This is a genomic window from Delftia sp. S65, from assembly GCF_016516495.1.
GTDB lineage: Bacteria > Pseudomonadota > Gammaproteobacteria > Burkholderiales > Burkholderiaceae_C > Comamonas > Comamonas acidovorans.
Window position 1 is genome coordinate 1 of record NZ_JACVUR010000030.1, and the last position, 19,449, is coordinate 19,449.

Sequence of the window (19,449 nt, forward strand, 5' to 3'; positions counted from 1 at the left end):
GGGTGCAGCGGGTGCAGCGGGTGCATCAAGCGAACTGGGAGGCATGCCGCAAATGTCTCATACGGCAGCCGCCGCCGACGCCTGCAGGCACCGCACCCGCGCTGCCCCCGCGCTGCCCCCGCGCTGCGCGGACGCTACATCTGCCGGACGGCCTGCTTGACCAGCACCGGCTCGGCGCGGTAGCTGCCCGGGAACAGCTGCTTGAGCTGCTCCACCTTGGGCAGGTCGTTGATGACGATGTAGGGGTGGCGCGGGTTCTCCGTCATGAAGTCCTGGTGGTAGTTCTCGGCCGGGAAGAAGCTGGGCTTGTCCTCCAGCCGGGTCACGATGGGCTTGCCGAAGACCTTGGCCGCGTCCAGCTGGGCCACGTAGGCCTGGGCGGTCTTGAGCTGCGCGGCGTCGGTGGCGAAGATGGCCGAGCGGTACTGCGTGCCCGTGTCCGGCCCCTGGCGGTTGAGCTGGGTCGGGTCATGGGCCACGGAAAAGTAGATCTGCAGCAGCTGGCCGTAGCTGACCTGGGCCGGGTCATAGGTGACCTCGACCGACTCCGCATGCCCGGTGCGTCCGCTGCTCACCGCCGAATACGAGGCCTGGGCCGCCGTGCCGCCGCTGTAGCCCGAGACGGCGCGCTGCACGCCCTTGACATGCTGGAACACGCCTTGCACGCCCCAGAAGCAGCCGCCCGCAAAGATGGCTTTCTGCGGCCCCTGGCCCGTGGCGGGCGCATCCTGCGCGGGTGGTGGAATGCGCACGGCCTGCTCGGCCGCCTGCAGGTTGCTGCCCTGCCACAGCAGGGCGCCGCCCAGCAGCACGGCGCTGCCGGTCAGCAGTTGGAGAAGGCCGCGGCGGCGGGGTGCGGTGGCGAGGGTGGAATCGTTGGTCATGGTGTCTCTCCGGTGAAAGTGAAGTGGCCAGGGATCAGCCAAAGGTGAAGGCATAGGCGGAGATGCCGGGATCCAGGAATTCGATGCTGAAGGTGTGTTCGGCTGCGCCGCCGTCCTGGCGCACCAGCTGGTACAGGCGCTGCTCGGTCACGCTGCCGCTGCCGTCGGCGGCCACGTCCATGCCGCGCGAGGCGCCGGGCGCCTTGCCGTCGATCAGCACCTTGAAGCGCACGGGCTTGCCATCGCTGCCGGGGCCCAGCACCAGGTGCAGGTCGCGTGCCTGGAAGCGGTAGGTGATGCGACCGGTGGCGCCGTCCAGCGTGGCGCTTTCCGGGCCCACCGTCCATTGGCCGCTCAGGCCCCAGGCGTTCAGCGGCAGGCGCTCGGGCGTGGCATAGGCGGTGGCCTGGTTGTGCACGGCGGCAGGCGTGGCGGCAAATTGCTCGGCGCGCTCATAGCCCAGGTAGGTTTCGTGCGAGCGCACGGCTGCCATGTCGGCTGCCTGCTGCACGCCCTTGGCCTGCACGTCGATCAGGCCCTGGTCCACCTGCTTCGATCCGGCTTCATGCAGCAGTTGCTGGATCACGCGCTCGGACTCGGCATAGCCGCCCTCGCCAAAGTGGTGGTGCCGGATGCGGCCCTGGGCGTCGATGAAGTAGTGCGCCGGCCAGTACTGGTTGTTGAAGGCGCGCCAGATCTTGTAGCCGTTGTCCACGGCCACGGGGTAGCTGATGCCCAGGTCCTTGATGGCCTTTTCCACGTTGGACAGCTTGCGTTCGAAGGCGAACTCCGGCGCATGCACGCCCACCACCACCAGGCCCTGGTCGCGGTATTTCTCGGCCCAGGCCTTCACATAGGGCAGGGTGCGCAGGCAGTTGATGCAGGAATAGGTCCAGAAATCCACCAGCACCACCTTGCCGCGCAGTTGTTCGGCCGTCAGCGGGGTGGAGTTGAGCCAGTCGGTGGCGCCGTCCAGCGCAGGGGCCAGCCCTTCGTCCGGCAGGGTGGCGCGGGACGGGCCACCGGCCATGCGCATGGCGCCGCCTGCGGCCATCATGGCCGGGCCGGCACCCGAGCCCTGGCCCGAGCCTTGGCCCGAACCCTCACCCCTGTCCACGGCGGCCATCATTGCGGGACCGGCCTGCATGGCCATGGCGCCACCCTCGGGCCTGCCGCTCAGGCGGTCCACCAGCCTTTGCTCCAGGCCGCCGGTGGAGGCCGTGGACACTTGCGCCAGCACGCCCGTGTCCAGCCCCAGCGCAATCGCGCCCACGCCGGCCAGCATGGCCGCGCCCAGCCCGCGCCGCACCCATTCGCCCGCGCCCAGCATGCGCTTGAGCGCCGCAAACACCTTGCCGCCCAGCAGCAGGGCCGCCGCCATGGAGGTGGCCGCACCGGCCGCATAGGCCAGCAGCAGCAGGCTGGAGGTGGTGTTGGCGCCCTGCAGTGCGGCGCCCGTGAGGATCAGGCCCAGGATGGGGCCCGCGCAGGGCGCCCACAGCAGGCCCGTGGCCACGCCCAGCAGCAGCGAGGCGCCGGGGCGGGCGCCGCCGTCCGTGCCCTGGGCACGCTCGGAAAGGCGCGAGCCCGCCGCCACCAGCGGCCGCGTCAGCCGCTCGGACAGGCCGGGCCACAGCAGGGTCAGCGCAAACACGGCGACCAGGCCCAGGGCCAGCCAGCGGCCGTATTCATTGGCGGCCACCACCCAGCCGCCGCCCACGGCGGCCAGCGAGGCCACCAGCGCGAAGGTCAGCGCCATGCCCGCCAGCAGCGGCAGGCCGCTTTTGGCGAAGGGCTGGTCGGCGCGTGCAAAGACGAAGGGCAGCACCGGCAGGATGCAGGGGCTGACGATGGTCAGCACCCCGCCCAGATAGGCCAGGACGATCAGCAGCATGGCGTGGCTCCCGGGTTCAGGCTGGCTGGGGCGTGAACGTCAGCGACAGGCCGTTCATGCAGTAGCGCAGGCCCGTGGGCTTGGGGCCGTCGTCGAAGACATGGCCCAGGTGGCCGCCGCAGCGGCGGCAATGCACCTCGGTGCGCAGCATGCCGTAGGTGCGGTCCTGGCGCGTGGCCACGGCCTTGTCCAGCGGCTGCCAGAAGCTGGGCCAGCCCGTGCCGCTGTCGAACTTGGTCTTGGACGAGAACAGCGGCAGCGCGCAGCCCGCGCAGGCAAAGGTGCCGGCGCGGTGCTCCTTGTTCAGGGGGCTGGTGCCGGCGCGCTCCGTGCCTTCCTTGCGCAGGATCTGGTACTGCTCGGGCGTGAGCCGGGCACGCCACTCGGCGTCGCTGTAGCTCACCTCGAAGATTTCGCTGGAAGCGGCGGCCGGTGCGCGGCGCGGGAACAGGCTGGCCGCCAGCACGGCGGTGGTGCCGGCGCCTGCAGTCCACAGAAGATGGCGTCTGGTGGTCATGGTGTGCTCCTGAAGGTTACGTGCGTCTGAAAACGATGCGATGCCAGTCAGGTTAGGGCGGCGGCCTCCCGAAGTCTTCACGCAGAGTTCAAAGATTCGTGATAACTCCCGGCCCCGGTATTGCGCACAATGGCAGCCACTCCCGCCACTTCCAGGAAACCGCATCCGATGACCGCCACGCGCCGCGTACTTCTCGTCGAGGACGACGCCCATATCGCCGACCTGCTCACGCTGCACCTGCGCGACGAAGGCCTGGAAGTCATGCACTGCGCGCGTGGCGACGACGGCCTGCGCCAACTGGAGCGCGGCGGCTGGGACGCGCTGGTGCTGGACATCATGCTGCCCGGCGTGGACGGCCTGGAGATCTGCCGCCGCGCCCGCGCCATGGCGCGCTACACGCCCATCATCATCATCAGCGCGCGCTCCAGCGAGGTGCAGCGCATCCTGGGCCTGGAGATCGGCGCCGACGACTACCTGGCCAAGCCGTTTTCCGTGCTGGAACTGGTGGCGCGCGTCAAGGCGCTGCTGCGCCGCGTGGAGGCGCTGGCCCAGAATGCCCGGCTGGAGTCCGGCAGCCTGACCATCGCCGGCCTGGCCATGGACCCCGTGGCGCGCGATGCCCGGCTTCATGGTGCCCGGCTGGACCTGACCCCGCGCGAGTTCGACCTGCTGTATTTTTTTGCGCGCCAGCCCGGCAAGGTGTTCTCGCGCATGGACCTGCTCAATGCCGTCTGGGGCTACCAGCACGAGGGCTACGAGCACACCGTCAACACCCACATCAACCGCCTGCGTGCCAAGATCGAGGCCGACCCGGCCCAGCCCGCGCGCATCCTTACCGTCTGGGGGCGCGGCTACAAGTTCGCCGAGGCGGGGGAGGGCGCCTGACATGAAGCTGCGCCTGACACTGACCCAGCGCCTGTCCCTGGTCTTTGCCGTGCTGCTGCTGGTGTGCAGCGGCACCTCGGCCTGGATGCAGTTGCGCGCCAGCCGCATGCACGAGCTGGAAGTGGTGCAGGGCCTGTCGCGCGACGTGGCCGAAAGCATTGCGCGCGACGCCCAGCTGACCGACGCCAACGGCCTCATGCCCGGCGCCGTGCGCAGCTTCTTCAACCAGCTCATGCTGGTCAACCCCAGCGTGGAGGTCTACCTGCTGGACGCCGACGGCCGCATTGCCGGCCATGCCGCCCCCGACGGCCGCGTGCGCCGCGAGCGCGTGGACCTGGCGCCCGTGCACCGGCTGCTGGAAGGCGGCACGCTGCCCATCCTGGGCGACGACCCGCGCAGCGTCGAAGGCCGCAAGGTCTTCAGCGCGGCGCCGCTGCGCGTCAACGGAAAGGACGTGGGCTTCATCTACGTGGTGCTGCAGGGCGAGGCGCATGACCAGCTGGTGGCGCAGGGCTCGGCCAACTCGGTGCTCAGCACGGCGCTGTGGTCCATCGGCATGGTGGCGCTGCTGTGCCTGGTGGCGGGCCTGGTCGCCTTTGCGCTGATCACGCGGCCGCTGCGCCGGCTCACCGAAGAGGTGGCCGGTTTCGACATCCATGGCGCGCCCCCGGACCTGCCGGCCCCCCAGCCCGGCGCCGCACAGGACAGCCGTGACGAGATCGCCGTGCTGGACTCGGCCTACCGCCGCATGGTGGCGCGCATCGGCGAGCAGTGGCGGGCGCTCACGCGCCAGGACCAGGAGCGGCGCGAACTCATCGCCAACGTCTCGCACGACCTGCGCACGCCGCTGTCGTCCCTGCACGGCTATCTGGAAACGCTGCTGCTCAAGGACGCCGTGCTCGACGCCACCGAGCGCCGCCGCTACCTGGGCATTGCCCTGGCCCAGAGCCAGAAGGTGGGCGAGCTGGCGCAAAGCCTGTTCGAGCTGGCGCGCCTGGAATACGGCTTTGTCCAGCCCGAGCCGGAGCCGTTTTCCATGCCCGACCTGGTGCAGGACGTGTTCCAGAAATTCGAGCTGCGTGCCGAGGCGCGCCAGGTGGCGCTGCGGGCCGAATTCCCGCCCCGCCTGCCCGTCGTCCAGGCCGACCTGGGCATGATCGAGCGCGTGCTGGGCAACCTGCTGGACAACGCGCTGCGCCACACGCCCGGCGGCGGCAGCATCCAGGTGGCGCTGGCGGCAGCGGGCAACGCGGTCGAAGTCACCGTGGCCGACACCGGCCCCGGCATCTCGGCCGATCTGCGCGAAGGCCTGTTCGAGCGCCCCTTCACCGTGGGCGGCGCCCGCCGCGGCGGCGGCCTGGGCCTGCGCATCGTCCACCGCATGCTGGAACTGCACGGCTGCCGCATCGAACTGGTGGACCAGCCGGGGCAGGGGGCGAGCTTCCGGTTCGTGCTGCCGGCGGCCGCGCAGGCAACTGGCGCCGGCGCCCGGCCGCGCCAGGGCTGACGCGGATCGTGGGTTACCCTTGTGCACAGCGCGCCCTCGACGGCGCGGCATGCACAAGATCGTCAACACGCCCCCAAGGACCCACGCCATGTCAACGTCTGCCTCCCCGGTTCATCGCCTGCCCGCATGGGTGCCGCTGCGCTACACCACGTTCTGCCTGAGCCTGGTCGGCAGCGCGGGGCTGCTGGTGGCGGCGTTGGTGTGGGGAGGGCTGTGGTGGTGGCTGGGCTTTGGCGTGTGCGCCGCGCTGGCGCTGCTGGGCGTGCGCGACATGACCCAGGTGCGCCATTCGGTGCTGCGCAACTACCCCATCATCGGGCACCTGCGGTTTCTGCTGGAGTTCATCCGGCCCGAGATGCGCCAGTACTTCATCGAGTCCGACCATGAGGCGCTGCCGTTCTCGCGCGCCCAGCGCTCCCTGGTCTACCAGCGCGCCAAGGGCGACCCGGACAGCCGCCCCTTGGGCACGCAGCTCAATGTCACGGCCCAGGGCTATGAATGGGTGAACCATTCCATGCAGCCCACCAAGCTGGCCTCGCATGACTTCCGCATCACCATCGGCTGCGCCGATGAAGGCACCTCGCCCTGCACCCAGCCCTACAGCGCCAGCATCTTCAATATCTCGGCCATGAGCTTCGGCGCGCTGTCGGCCAATGCCATCCTGGCGCTGAACAAGGGCGCGAAGATGGGCGGCTTTGCGCACGACACGGGCGAGGGCTCCATCAGCCAGCACCACCGCGTGCACGGCGGCGACCTGATCTGGGAGGTGGCCTCGGGCTACTTCGGCTGCCGCAACGACGATGGCAGCTTCAACGAAGAAAAATTCATCGCCAACGCCACCGACCCGCAGGTCAAGCTCATCGAGATCAAGCTCAGCCAGGGCGCCAAGCCCGGCCACGGCGGCATGCTGCTGGGCGCCAAGGTCACGCCTGAGATCGCCGCCGCGCGCGGCGTGCCCGTGGGTGTGGACTGCATCAGCCCGTCCAGCCACAGCGCCTTCAAGACACCGGTGGAGATGATGCATTTCATCGCCCGCCTGCGCGAGAAGTCGGGCGGCAAGCCCACGGGCTTCAAGTTCTGCGTGGGCCATCCCTGGGAGTGGTTCGCCATCGTCAAGGCCATGCAGGAGACGGACATCACGCCGGACTTCATCGTGGTCGATGGCGCCGAGGGCGGCACGGGCGCGGCGCCGGTGGAGTTCACCGACCACGTGGGCGTGCCGCTTCAGGAGGGGCTGCTGCTGGTGCACAACACGCTGATCGGCGTGGGCCTGCGCCACCGCATCAAGATCGGCGCGGCCGGCAAGGTGATCACGGCCTTCGACATCGCACGCATGATGGCGCTGGGCGCCGACTGGTGCAACGCCGGGCGCGGCTTCATGATGGCCCTGGGCTGCATCCAGGCGCAGAACTGCCACACCGGCCACTGCCCCACGGGCGTGGCCACGCAGGATGCGGCGCGCCAGAAGGCCCTGGTCGTGCCCGACAAGGCCACGCGCGTGGCCAACTTCCACGACAAGACCCTGCATGCGCTGCAGGAGCTGGTGCAGGCTGCGGGCCTGGAGCACCCTTGCGACATCACGGCCCACCACATCGTGCGGCGCATCTCCGACACCGAGGTGCGGCAGCTGGCCAACCTGGTCCTGCGCGTGGAGCCCGGCGCGCTGCTGGGGCCGCTGGACAAGCAGCACAGCGTGTTCAAGCTCTACTGGCCGGGGGCCAGCGCCCACACCTTCCAGTTCGCGCCGCCCACGCTCAAGCCTTCTGCACCGCAGGCCAAGGCGCAGGCGGCAGGCCAGCCTGCATAGAGACGCCACGCACAGAAGACAGGCGCCACAGACCACAGCCGATTACAGGTTTTAACAACCCTCGGGGATAATGCGCCCCGAGAACTTGGTGCACAACTGTATTTTTCTGTGTAAATGAAAACTATTTTGGTTCGCATTGCAGCTGCCATCTTCGGCGGCTATGCCTTCACCTGGGGCTTCATCGCCCTGGGCGTCGTGCTGATGTTTGCCGCCGGAATGGAGTTCCACGATGCCGAGCATCTGGGCTACATCCTCGGCTTCCTGGTGTTTCTGACGGTGTTCCTCTGGGCCTTTGCCGCCCAGAGCCTCCCGCGCGTCTGGGCCGTGCTGGCCGGTGGCGGCATTGTCATGACCGGCTGCGCATCACTGCTCCAGCAGATGCTGCTGCCCTGATCCGGAGATCGCTTCCCATGTTCCAGAATTTCCGCCTTTCCATGGCCTGGCTGCACACCTGGTTCGGGCTGGTGCTCGGCTTCGTGCTCATGGCCGCCTTCTTCTTTGGCGCGCTGTCGGTGTTCGACCGCGAGATCGACCGATGGGCCATTCCGGCCTCGCGCTTCGAGCCCACGCCCATGCCCTCGTACGACCAGATCCTCAAGCCGGTCTTCGAGTCCATGCAGCCCAATGCCCAGGCGCGCGAGGCCATGCGCGGCGAGGTCAACGGCCCGCTGCCCGAGCGCTTCGACACGCCCCAGCGCTGGGGCGCCTACACCACGCACCGCGACCCGGTGCTGGGCCTGTTCGCCGGCTACGAGGTGGCCAACGCCAAGAAGCCCGAGACCCTGATCTGGGCCATGCGCACCATCGACCCGCGCAATGGCGAGTCCCTGCCGGATGACCACCTCAAGATCGGCAGCCAGTTCTTCTACCCGCTGCACTACAGCCTGACGCTCAACTGGATGGGCCTTGGCTACTGGATCGTGGGCTTTGCCGCGCTCATCATGCTGGTGGCCCTGGTCAGCGGCGTGGTCATGCATCGCAAGATCTTCCGCGAGCTGTTCACCTTCCGTCCGAAGAAGGCCACCCAGCGCAGCGTGCTGGACCTGCACAACATGACGGGCGTGGTGGCGCTGCCCTTCCACTTCTTCTTCGCCTTCACGGGGCTGGTGATCTTTGCGGGCATCTACTTCCCCATCACCCATACCCAGCTGGAGCCCCTGCACGAGCTGCACGAAAAAATGGAGGCCGAGGAAACCGGCCTGCCGCACGACCGCGCCGGAGTGGCCGCGCCCGTGGCCTCGGTGGACGCCATGGTGGCCGAGGCGCAGCGCCGCTGGGCCGCCAAGGGCATGGCCGGCGACGTGGGCTTCCTGTCCGTCACCCATGTGGGCGATGCCAACGGCTACGTCAGCGTCTACCGCGCCGGCACCGACCGCATCGCGCTCACGGGCGAGGGCATCCACTTCAAGGCCAGCACGGGCGCGCTGCTGCGCGAAGATCCGCCGCGCACTGCCGTGGACAGCCTCAACACCTTCCTCACCGGCCTGCACCTGCAGCACTTCCGCCACTGGCTGCTGCGCTGGCTGTACGTGCTCGGTGGCCTGGCCGGCTGCGCCTGCATTGCCACCGGCTTTGTCTTCTTCGTGGAAAAGCGCAAGAAGCAGCACGCCAAACAGGGCGTGCAGGGTGCGCGCGTGGTCGATGCCCTGGCCGTCACCACCGTCACCGGCATGCTGGTGGCCGCCCTGGGCATGCTGATTTCCAACCGCCTGCTGCCCGAGGCCATGCCCCAGGGCTGGCCGGGCCGGGGCGACATGGAGCGCTATTTCTTCTGGGCCGCCTGGCTGCTGGCCATGCTCCACGCCTTTGTGCGCAGCGCCCCCGTGGCCCAAGGCCTGCCCAATCCCGCCTGGCGCGAGCAGTGCTGGGCCGTGGCCGCCATGGCCGTCACGGCCGTGCTGCTGAACTGGCTGACCACGGGCGACCACCTGTTCAAGACCCTGGGCGCGGGCTACTGGCCCGTGGCCGGCGTGGACCTGTTCATGCTGGGCAGCGCCGTGCTGGCCGTGGTGGTGGCGCGCAAGCTCAAGACGCGCGCCGTGCCCGCCATGCCCTCGCGCGCCGCGGAGGTGGCCCATGTCTGAGGGACTGATGGACGCACTGCTGCTGGCCGCCGCCTTTGCCGCCTCGCTGGCAGGCATGGGCTGGTTTGCGCTGGCCAAGGACGTGCACTGGGAGCAGGTGCACGGCGACACGCCCCAGCCCGATGGCAAGGTCAGGCTGCTGCACTGGCTGGGCGTCTCAGGCCTGGCCGCCTCGCTGGGACTGTGCCTGGCGGTGGACCATGCCTCCATGGCCTCCCTGGTCTGGATCATGACGCTGGCCGCTGCCGCCCTGGCCATTGCCTTCACCCTGACCTGGCGGCCGAGCTGGCTGCGCTGGCTGCCGGCCTGACGTTTGCGCGGGGACCACTGCGCCGGCCGCAGGCTCAGGCCTGCCTTTTCCTCATCCTGCGGCTGGCCAGATAGGCCATGCCGCACAGCAGCGCCAGCATGCCGACCTTGCCCAGGCCGGGAACGGCCTGGACATTTCCGGGGCCGGTACCGGGCCCTGGGTCCGTGCCCGGACCGGGGTCGGGATCGGTGCCCGGGCCCGGGTCGGGAGGATCGGCAGCGATCACCTCGATGGACACGGATGCCGGCGCGGCAGCGCTCTGGTGCCCGTCGGATACCGTGAAGGCGAAGGTATCGGGCCCGGAGTAGCCGGCCGCCGGCGTGTAGACCAGCGTGCCCGTCTGGGGATCGAAGCCGCTGATGCCGCCATGGGCGGGGCCGGTGGTGATCTCGAAGCGCAGCGGGTCCGACTCGAAGTCCGTGCCAGCGAGGGTGATGGACAGCGCCGTATCCTGCGGCGTCGTGACGGCTTGCGGCAGCGCCACGGGGGCGGCGTTGGCCGCCATCGCGTTGGAAAAGCGCGAGGTGTCACCGGTGGAAATCCGGGTGGCGGTCGCCGTGACAGCGGCCTGGTCACCCGGAGGCATGGCGCCCTTGAACGCCAAAGGCGCATGGCCGGAGGCATCGGTGGTCACGGTCTGCGAGCCCAGCAGAACCTTGCCGGCGGCGCGCTCCACCAGCCCGTCGGGCAGCCTGGGCGTCGAGAAATACTCGATGCGCATGCTCTCGTTGGCGACGCTGTCCAGCGTGCCGGACAGGCCGTCGGGCGTCACCGTGAGCAGCACCGGATCGGCAGGATCTCCGTTGGCCAGGCTGGTTCGTGCGATGCCTCCCTCGGTATTGCCGTAGATGGCATTGCCGAGCATGGAGACGCCCTTGACTTCGTCCCCCCGCAATCCCACGCCGAACAGCCTGTTGTGCGCAATCACGTTGGCATGTGCCGCGTCGTCACCGCCGACCAGGGTGTCATGGGCCTTCTGGAAAAAGGAAACGCCTTCCCCATTGGGCAGGGCGGTTCCCTGGGGACTGACGCCCACGTAGTTGCCCTGCACGAGGTTGTTCTTGCCGGCGCCCTGGAACTGTATGCCGGACGCCTTGCTGCCACCGACGATGTTTCCGCGCACGGTGACCTCGTCCGAATCCTTGATGACGATGCCCCATTGATTGGGCAGCATGGTGCTGGCATCCAGGCTGGTTCCCACGATATTCCCGGCAATCAGGGTATTCGAGTTGCGTGCGGCGTAGTTTCCATTCAATTCAATGGCCGTTTCCTTGTTTCCGGCAACCAGGTTGCCGTCTTCAGGGCCTGTGCCAATGCGATGTCCGCCTTCCGGCGAAAAGAATACGGCAATGCCTGGCCCATTGTTGGCAATCATGGCCGTGCCGGCTGCATTGGTTCCGACGCGGTTGCGGGTCACCAGCGTGTGCGAGCCGGAAATGGAAATCCCGGATGAACCACCGGTTTCCCTGACGTTGCCGGAGACGAGGTTGCTGTCGATCAGCGTGCCGGTAAATTCGGATGCCACGCTGATGCCGTTTCCCTGGTTTCCCAGCGCCACATTGCCGGTGATATCGGTGCCTATGTAATTTCCCTGAATGATGTTTTCTGTACCGACGCCCGGCCAGGAAAGCCATACTCCGGAATTTTCCGCCGCGGAAATGACATTTCGCCCGCCAATATCCAGATTGCCGATGCGGTTGCGGTTGCCGGAGTTGACAATAATGTTGCTGCGATTGCCCATGGCAACCGTTCCCGATGCGTCAACGCCTATATGGCAGCCCAGCACGGTGTTGCCGTCGCCGGTCACCGCCAGGGCGGTGTTGAAGCCGCCTATCGCCAGACCGCGCACCGTGATGGCGCCTGCCAGCTCGAGCCCTGTACCGAACTCGGAGCTGCCTGCCTGCAGCGTGATCAGGGGGCGGCGTGGCAAGTGGTCCTCATAGCCGGGTTGCGTGCTGGCGTCCACCGTCAGCGATGTGGCCGGTGCAATGGGCTGCATGAGGCTGCCATTCCAGTTGCTTTGGGTGACGATGGTCTGCTCTCCCCCCGCACCGATGCTGAACTCGATGCGGTTGTCGCCCCCTTTGTTGCGGTTGGCGTTGGCGTAGGTGATGGCGTCGCGCAGGGAGCAGGGTCCCAGGCCGGTGCTGGCGCACGGGCCGCTTGCGTCGGCGGCGCTGTCCACCACGACGGTCCATGCATGGGCCGTGGCGACACAGCCTTGCAAGAGCAACGCCAGGGCGAGCAGGCGCAGCGGCCTGCTTGCCGGCCTGGTCGTGAATCGTCGCCTGTATATCCTCATTGCCATTTTTACTTCCCCTGAAATCGGCCGCCGAGACGCATTCTGGATATTGCGCAATACAGGACGTGAAATAGCGCTGGCATTCTGCATGCGCGACGTCTGTGCTCAATATCACAGGGGTGGTCAGAAACGGAGCAGCCTTTGTCGATGAATCAATCCGGCAATGATCTCCAGGGCATCGGAATATTGGTTTAAGAATTTTCTTAAAGTGACAGGAATAATGGCATCTTCAAAGAGAGTTGACGATTTTCCGATGGCGGATCGATGCTTGAAATCGCTCTTTGGCGAGGCGGCGTGCAAGAGGTTTCAGCATTAAGAAAATTCTTAGTCCAAATTCGCCCTTTGATTTCTAAGATTCGGCAATGCGCCAGTTTCAAGCTCTCTTGTTTTCTTCCAGATCGATACATCACAGGCTGTGCCTGTCCCTGGCACGGCGTGATTTGATGGCATTTGCACTGGCGATCATGGCCATGCTGGCCTGTGCCGGTCACGGCGGCAGGGACGCCGCCGCCCCGGCGACGCCGTCGCGCAGCCTCGGTCATGTGCCCGTGCGAGACATTCAGTTGTTTTTCATGGACCGATGTTTCCTGCTGCTGGACGCTGCGGTGGGGGCCACGCACGCAGCCATCCACACGCAAGCCGGTTATGCCTGGCCGTGGCGCACCAGCGCACCGCAGGGCCAGCCCGGGCCGCTCCATTCACTGATGCAGGCAGGCCGGGCGCTTCCCGAATCCCTGTTGCTGCGCAAATCCGCGAACAACGCCGGATGGCTTGCAGACCGCTGGGAGCCCGCGCGGCAGCTGGTCAGGGCCCATGTCTGGCTGCTGCTGGGGTCCGTGTCGCTGGGACTTGCCTTCATGGCTGCACTTGCATGGTGCGTGCGCCGGCTGCGCCGCAGCGTGGCGGCTTCGGCCTGGAGCCGGGCAGGCGCCTGCGCCGCCGGTGATGCGCTCTGCCGCAAGCTGCTGGACACGGCCCCCGTGGGCCTGGCGCTGGTGCGGTGCAGCGATCGCAGCCTGCTGCTGTCCAACGGACTGGCGCGGCAGTGGGTGTGCAGTGATGCTTCCTGGTTCGAGCATGCCGTGGCCGGGGGCACACAGCAGGGCCCGCGTGAGCTGGCGCTGGGAGACGGTCGGTTGGTGGAGGTCAGCACCACGCCCACGACCCACGCCGGCGAGCCGGTGGTTTTCTGCCTGGTCAGCGATGTGACGGCGCTCAGGCAGGTGCAGGCAGCGCTGGTCGATGCCAAGCTGCGCGCCGAATCGGCAAGCCAGGCCAAGACGCAGTTTCTGGCCACCATGAGCCATGAAATACGGACGCCGCTCTTTGGCATCCTGGGAACGCTGGAGCTGCTGGCGCTGTCCAGGGTTCCTTCCGAACAGACACGCTACCTGGGGGCCATGCAGCAGGCATCGGCCTCCTTGCTGCGCATCGTCAACGACAGCCTGGACCTGTCGGCCATCGAGGCGGGCCGGCTGCAACTGGAGGCCCATGCGTTTTCGGCCACCGAACTGCTCGACAGCGTGGCCGCGGGCCTGCTGTCGCGTGCCGAGCAAAAGGGGCTGCAGCTGTATGCCGTCTCCGATGTGAAAACGCCGCCCCTGCTGGTGGGCGATGCCTTGCGGCTGCGGCAGATCCTGGACAACCTGGTGGGCAATGCCATCAAGTTCACGTTCTCCGGCCATGTGGCCATCCGCCTGCAGGTGATGGGCGACAGCGAGGAAGGCACCGACCTGCGGTTCCAGGTGCAGGACACGGGCATCGGCATCGAGCCGGAGCAGCAGCCCTTCCTGTTCGACCCGTACTTCCGTGCCCATGCGGCCACGCAGCAGCAGGTCCAGGGCGCGGGCCTGGGTCTGTCCATCTGCCTGCGCCTCAGCCAGGAGATGGGCGGGCGGCTGACGGCCGCCAGCCAGCCGGGACTGGGGACCTGCGTGTCATTCGAGCTGCGCCTGCCGCGCGAGAGCGCGGCAGGCTATGAGGCAGTGCCCAGTCTGTTGCCGCACACCGTCTACGTGGATGGCGCCATTCCGGAAGTCGTGCACAACCTGTGCGCCTGGCTGCGGCATTGGGGCGCCATGGCCCAGCCGTACCGGGAGCAGGTGCAGGGCTCCAATGAACAGGCGGTGCTGGTGCAAGCCTGGCCACGGTCGGTGCGCCGTCCGCAATGGACGGGCAAATGCGTTCTGGCGCTGGCGCCGGGCGAGGTTCCCCGCGAAACCCTGCAGGCCCGTGTTTGGGAAACCAGCATGCCTGGCGTGCTGGCCGTGGGCCAGGCGCTGGGCATGGCCCAGCAGGGCATTGCGCCGGGCGCGCGCCCTGACCTGTACGCCGCCGCTCCCCAGGTCCACGAGCCGATGGGGCTGAGTGTGCTCATCGTCGAGGACAACCCCATCAACAGAATCATCCTGCGAGAGCAACTGCAGGTGCTGGGCTGCGAGGTCCAGCAGGCCAGCAATGGGCAGGACGCGCTGTCCATGCCCGGCCTGCTCGAATTCGACGCCGTTCTCACCGACCTGCACATGCCGCTGCTGGATGGCCTGGCCCTGGCGCGTGCGCTCAGAAAGCGTGGCTACGGCCGCCCGATCGTCGGGCTGACGGCCAATGCGCAGCCGCAGGGGCAGACGCAAACGCAGGCGCAAGGGCAGGGCGACGGACTGCCGGCCGGCTTCGACAGCCTGCTGTGCAAGCCATTCACGTTGGCGGTGCTGCGCACCACCCTGAACCACATCAAGCAATGCAGGACCTGATCCCATGCTGTCGACATTCAAAGTACTCATTCTTGACGACCACGCCCTGTGCTGCGAGCACACGCGCAGCCTGCTCATGGAGGCGGGAATCGTGGACACGCACATTGCCTGCAACGCACGCGATGCACTGCAAATGCTGCGCGATGGCGGATTCCATCTCGTCATCACCGACCTGAAAATGCCCGACATGGACGGCCTGCAGTTCATCAATGAACTGAGCCAGCGCGGCCTGCATCCCATGCTCGTCATATCCAGCTCCTGCTCGCGCCGGTTGATGAACAGTGTCAGTCTCATGGCCAAGGAGTCCGGCTTTTCCGTCGTCGGGATGTTTCAAAAGCCGTTCGGTGCAGACCATGTCCAGGTCCTGGCCAGCCAACTCAGGTCCTTGCGTGCCTACGAGAGGAAAAGTACTCCAGGGATCAAGGAACGGCCGATTTTCGCCAAGGAACACCTGATCCAGGCGCTGGAGGAGAAAACCATACAGGCCTGGTTCCAGCCCAAGAAATCCCTGCTCACGGGCCACACCGTCGGTGTGGAAGCGCTGGCACGCTGGAACGATCGGCAGTTCGGCTTCATGATGCCGGGCTCGTTCATGTCCGCCATCCGGTTCCATGGGCTGGACCATGCCTTGCTGGTGCGGATGATGGAAGACGCCATGGCAGCGCACCTGGCCTGGCGCAGTTCGGGATATGTGATTCCCGTATCCGTCAATCTGCCGATACCGCTGCTGGACGATATTGGCCTGCCGGATGAGTTGCACGACATGGCGGCCCGGTGCGGCATCGCTGCGGAGAACATCACGTTCGAGCTGCTGGAGGACCAGGCCGTCGGCATACCTGCCAACTACTACATGTGCGCGAGCCGCCTGCGGCTCAAAGGCTTCGGCTTGGCCCAGGATGACTACGGGCGGGGTTACAGCTCGATGTACAGCCTCATCTCCACGCCCTTCACCGAATTGAAGATCGACCGGGCCTTCGTGGCCGGTGCCGCGGGTGACGAGGTGCGCACTGCGGCCTTGACATCGTCGGTGCAGTTGGGGCGGCAACTGGGCCTGACGGTGACGGCGGAAGGGGTGGAGACCACCCAGGACCTGGAGTTGCTGCGCAGCATCGGCTGCGATTGCGTGCAGGGATATCTGCTGTCCGCCGCGGTGCCCGCCAGCGAATTTGCCCTTATGCTGGCATCCGAACCCCGACACCAAGGCAACCCCACCTGACCCAAGCACGCAAGGCGTCCATGCCCGACTCCCCGTTCAGCAAGATCACACGCACCACACGCTGGCAGAACCGGGTACTGTTTGGAGTGCTTCCCCTTGCGATCTTCCTCATCGCCGTGCTGCTGTGGGGCTCGGAGAGGATCTTCGAGCAGGAGCAGGGCCGCCTGGCCTTGAACTTCTCCGCCATCGTCGGCTCGCTGGACGAGCAGGAGATCTTTCTTCGGCGGCTCAAGGGCCGCAACGAGTCCTGGAAAGCGCTGCCGGACCAGAGAGTAGCCACCATCGTCGACGTGCCCGCTCCTGCGCAGGCGGACTACCGCATGTTCCGTGGCCGCGAGGCCATCGGCGGCATTCCCTTTTCACTGCAATGCTCTGCGCGCGCGGCCTGCGACACGCTCCCGGACCGGCTTTTCTCGCTGGGCAGCTCCCTGGCCGCAGGCTATTCGTCCTTCTGGGCGGGCTCCTACTTCCCGGCAGCCGCTGCCTTCTTCACCAAGGAGGACGGGGCGATCAGCATCGGCGTGCCGGCCATCGACGTGCCCATCGGCAACGAGAGCGTCACGCAGGAAATGTTCGACAGCACGATTGCCGCCGTCAAGGCGCATCTGCGGGCCAGGGCCGCCGATGCCCGGCCTGGCGCCGGCTCCACGGTGCCGGCGCAGGAGATCGTCTGGTTCCGGTCGCCCCAGTTCCCGGAAAAGATGATCGGCATGGTCGCAGCCGGCTTTTCAAGCCATATCGATGCCGGCGACGAAGCCGCCACAAGCCCGATCTACGCCGCCATCCTTTTTAGCCGCCAGCGCATCAGCGCCATAGAAAGATCCATCCATACGCTGCCCAGGCATCTTTTCTGGCTGGAGCACCGGGATTTCGGCGTGCTCATGGGCACCGGCCCGGTGCCGCAGGTGGACGAGGCGGGGATGCGGTACACGCGTAATGGCCTGATCCTCAAGACCGAGGATGCCTCCGGCCGGTGGACCGGCTACTACCAGGTGGACTACGCCACCTTTTTCCAGGGCCGGCTGTTCGCCCCTTCTGCCGGCCTGGTGCTGGCCCTGCTGCTGAGCCTGCTGGCCGGTATTGCCTATACCCGCTGGTTCAACCGCAAGGTGATTGCGCCTGCCCAGGAAGCGCAGCGGGTCATCGTCGAGAGCAATCAATTCAACAGGACGCTGATCGAAACCGCCCCCGTGGCTGTCTGCCTTGTGGCCTACGGCAGTGGAAAGATCATCTTCAGCAACTCGCTGGTGCAGGAGTGGCTGCACTCGGCCGATGGCTACCTGCGCCCCGGCTCGCCGGAAAACAGGGCAGCGCTGGATGAAATTGTCCACGCCAGGGCCGCAGGAACCATGGAGCAGCTGGTCACCGCGCAGGGCCGAACGCTTTACGTGGCCTACGCGCCCACCCGCTACCTGGGCCAGGATGTGACGCTGTGCGTGTTTGCCGACGTCAGTGCGCGCGCAGAAATCGAGAGCAATCTGGAGCGGGCAAGAATCGCGGCGGACGAGGCCAACGAGGCAAAGTCCACCTTTCTGGCGACCATGAGCCACGAGATCCGCACGCCGCTGTATGGCGCGCTGGGCACGCTGGAGCTGCTGGGCCTGACCGAGCTCACGCAGCTGCAGCGCAAGTATGTGGACCGTATCGAAGCCTCCTCGTCCATCTTGCTGCAGATCATCAGCGACATCCTGGACACCAGCAAGATCGAGGCGGGCCAGTTGCAACTGGAAAAGGCCCCGTTCAATCCCCGGGAGCTGGTGCAGAACTGCACCAGCTCCTATGCCGCCATGGCGCAGCAAAACGGCCTGCTGCTGTTTTCCTGCGTGGACGCGCAGGTGCCCGAGTCGGTGCTGGGCGATGCGGTGCGCATCCGCCAGATCCTGGGCAATCTCATCAGCAATGCCATCAAGTTCACGGAGGCCGGCCATGTGATCGTCCGCCTGCGCAGCGTGCCGGGCACGGCCTCCCAGGTCCGGCTGGTGTTCGAGGTCTGCGACACGGGCGTGGGCATAGAGAAATCCCTGCATGGCGAGCTTTTCACGCCCTTTTATCTCGTCAAGAACAGCAGCCGCACCGCGCGTGGAGCGGGCCTGGGCCTGTCCATCTGCTGGAGCCTGGCCCGGATGATGTCCAGCTCCATCGAGGTCTGGAGCGAGCCCGGCCTGGGCAGCCGGTTCTGGTTCGAGCTGGGGCTGGAGACCGTCGCGCAGGAGGAGGAGGAGGCGCCCGAGCTCAAGGGTGCCCGCATCGCGGTGCGCACCCCCCACCCGGAACTGACGGACAACATCTGTGCCTGGCTGCAGCGCTGGGGCGGCCAGGCCCGCGCGGCGGGCGCCGCTCCGGTGGCCGCAGACAAGGATGAACTGCTGCTGGACGTCCTGTTGCCGGCGGACAGCCCCGCGCCCGGATGGACGGGGCCGCACCTGAACCTTTCCTCGCCGGACAACCGGGGCATCGACGGGCACAACGTTCTGAGCATCGGTTTGGGCATTGCACAAGTGCTCGGCGGCGCACAGCGCTCGGCCGGCTCCGGCTCCGATCTGCCCCTGTTCGATCTGCGCGTGCTGGTCGCCGAGGACAATCCCGTCAACCAGGTGACGCTGCGCGGCCAGCTCGAGAGCCTGGGCTGCGAAGTCACGGTCGCCGACGATGGGGAGGAGGCGCTGGCGCTGTGGGACATCAGCCCGCACGATCTGGTGCTGACGGACGTGAACATGCCCTACCTCAACGGCTACGAACTGGCGGAGCGGCTGCGTGCGGAGGGCGTTGCCTGCCCTATCGTCGGCGTGACCGCCAATGCCATGCTGGACGAGGAAAACCGCTGCCTGAATGCCGGCATGAATGCCTGGCTGGTCAAGCCCATCCCGTTGCGCACGCTGGTCCGCACCCTGGAGAAATTCGCGCCGAAAAAGCGGCTCCGTCCGGCGCCTGCCCAGGCCGATACCCCGGTGGGGGATACCCCGCGGCCTGCGGCCCTGTCGGAGCCCAACGTGCTGCAGACGCACCGGCAGGTCTTCGTGCAGTGCATGAACGACGACATCGCAATGCTGGCCCGTGGCCTGGATGAGCGCCGGCCCGACCTGGCCGCGCAGGCGCTGCATCGCATGCGCGGCGCCTTGCTGCTGGCCAGGATGCAGGAGCTTGCCGCGCGCACCCAGTCGCTGGAGGACCAGCTCCCGAACGGCACCCGGGAGCCCGGCCTGCAGGCCGCGCTGTCAGTCCTTTTGGCCGACCTCTTGGCCGACCTTCGAGCCATGATGGCGCAATTGCCCCAGCCCTAACCCTTTGCTTGC

General features: G+C 67.1%; 13 protein-coding genes. 9 read left to right on the plus strand and 4 right to left on the minus strand.

Translation table 11 applies throughout. From position 1 onward, the window contains the following. Positions 1 to 134: 134 nt before the first annotated feature. Genes msrA through msrB form a run of 3 tightly spaced genes read right to left on the minus strand, consistent with a single transcriptional unit; the run spans position 135 to position 3,295 of the window. Complete coding sequence (gene msrA / locus IAE24_RS20880) at positions 135 to 884, minus strand: peptide-methionine (S)-S-oxide reductase MsrA (RefSeq protein ID WP_199961131.1); 750 nt, start codon at positions 882 to 884, stop codon at positions 135 to 137. Between the two features lie 34 nt (positions 885 to 918). Then, entirely contained in the window at positions 919 to 2,778 is a 1,860-nt protein-coding gene (locus IAE24_RS20885) for a cytochrome c biogenesis protein DipZ (RefSeq protein ID WP_199961130.1), read from the minus strand. Positions 2,779 to 2,794: 16 nt separating this feature from the next. Then, a complete protein-coding gene (msrB, locus tag IAE24_RS20890) occupies positions 2,795 to 3,295 on the minus strand; it encodes a peptide-methionine (R)-S-oxide reductase MsrB (RefSeq protein ID WP_013802950.1) in 501 nt (166 codons plus the stop codon). Positions 3,296 to 3,463: 168 nt separating this feature from the next. On the opposite strand from msrB, the gene IAE24_RS20895 reads away from it, so the two are divergent. The 6 genes from IAE24_RS20895 (at position 3,464) to IAE24_RS20920 (ending at position 9,888) form a co-directional block, all read left to right on the plus strand. Then, a complete protein-coding gene (locus IAE24_RS20895; RefSeq protein WP_012204915.1) occupies positions 3,464 to 4,180 on the plus strand; it encodes a response regulator transcription factor in 717 nt (238 codons plus the stop codon). Between the two features lies 1 nt (position 4,181). After that, positions 4,182 to 5,687, plus strand: a complete 1,506-nt coding sequence (locus tag IAE24_RS20900; RefSeq protein WP_199961129.1) for a sensor histidine kinase — start codon at positions 4,182 to 4,184, stop codon at positions 5,685 to 5,687. A gap of 88 nt (positions 5,688 to 5,775) precedes the next feature. Next, positions 5,776 to 7,494 carry an FMN-binding glutamate synthase family protein gene (locus tag IAE24_RS20905; RefSeq protein ID WP_199961128.1) on the plus strand — a complete coding sequence of 573 codons (1,719 nt, stop codon included), beginning with the start codon at positions 5,776 to 5,778 and terminating at the stop codon, positions 7,492 to 7,494. A 114-nt stretch (positions 7,495 to 7,608) separates the two neighbouring features. Then, positions 7,609 to 7,887 (plus strand): hypothetical protein, encoded by a 279-nt coding sequence (locus tag IAE24_RS20910; RefSeq protein WP_063326477.1) that lies wholly within the window; start codon positions 7,609 to 7,611, stop codon positions 7,885 to 7,887. A gap of 17 nt (positions 7,888 to 7,904) precedes the next feature. After that, positions 7,905 to 9,578, plus strand: coding sequence for a PepSY-associated TM helix domain-containing protein (locus IAE24_RS20915; protein WP_199961127.1), 1,674 nt, complete (start codon positions 7,905 to 7,907; stop codon positions 9,576 to 9,578). Next, the gene (locus tag IAE24_RS20920; RefSeq protein WP_123691578.1) at positions 9,571 to 9,888 is read left to right on the plus strand and encodes a DUF3325 domain-containing protein; all 318 of its coding nucleotides are present in this window, start codon (positions 9,571 to 9,573) and stop codon (positions 9,886 to 9,888) included. Before IAE24_RS20915 ends, IAE24_RS20920 begins: the two co-directional genes overlap by 8 nt. A 34-nt stretch (positions 9,889 to 9,922) precedes the next feature. Here the strand turns inward: IAE24_RS20920 and IAE24_RS20925 are convergent, their stop codons facing one another. After that, positions 9,923 to 12,280 carry an Ig-like domain-containing protein gene (locus tag IAE24_RS20925; protein ID WP_233626250.1) on the minus strand — a complete coding sequence of 786 codons (2,358 nt, stop codon included), beginning with the start codon at positions 12,278 to 12,280 and terminating at the stop codon, positions 9,923 to 9,925. A gap of 482 nt (positions 12,281 to 12,762) precedes the next feature. Between IAE24_RS20925 and IAE24_RS20930 the strand changes: the two genes are divergently transcribed. The 3 genes from IAE24_RS20930 to IAE24_RS20940 are packed head-to-tail and all read left to right on the plus strand — an operon-like array spanning position 12,763 to position 19,437. Further along, a complete protein-coding gene (locus IAE24_RS20930; protein ID WP_233626249.1) occupies positions 12,763 to 14,940 on the plus strand; it encodes an ATP-binding protein in 2,178 nt (725 codons plus the stop codon). 4 nt (positions 14,941 to 14,944) lie between these two features. After that, positions 14,945 to 16,156 (plus strand): EAL domain-containing response regulator, encoded by a 1,212-nt coding sequence (locus tag IAE24_RS20935; RefSeq protein ID WP_199961125.1) that lies wholly within the window; start codon positions 14,945 to 14,947, stop codon positions 16,154 to 16,156. Positions 16,157 to 16,176: 20 nt separating this feature from the next. Then, complete coding sequence (locus IAE24_RS20940) at positions 16,177 to 19,437, plus strand: hybrid sensor histidine kinase/response regulator (RefSeq protein ID WP_199961124.1); 3,261 nt, start codon at positions 16,177 to 16,179, stop codon at positions 19,435 to 19,437. The last annotated feature ends 12 nt before the right edge of the window (positions 19,438 to 19,449 follow it).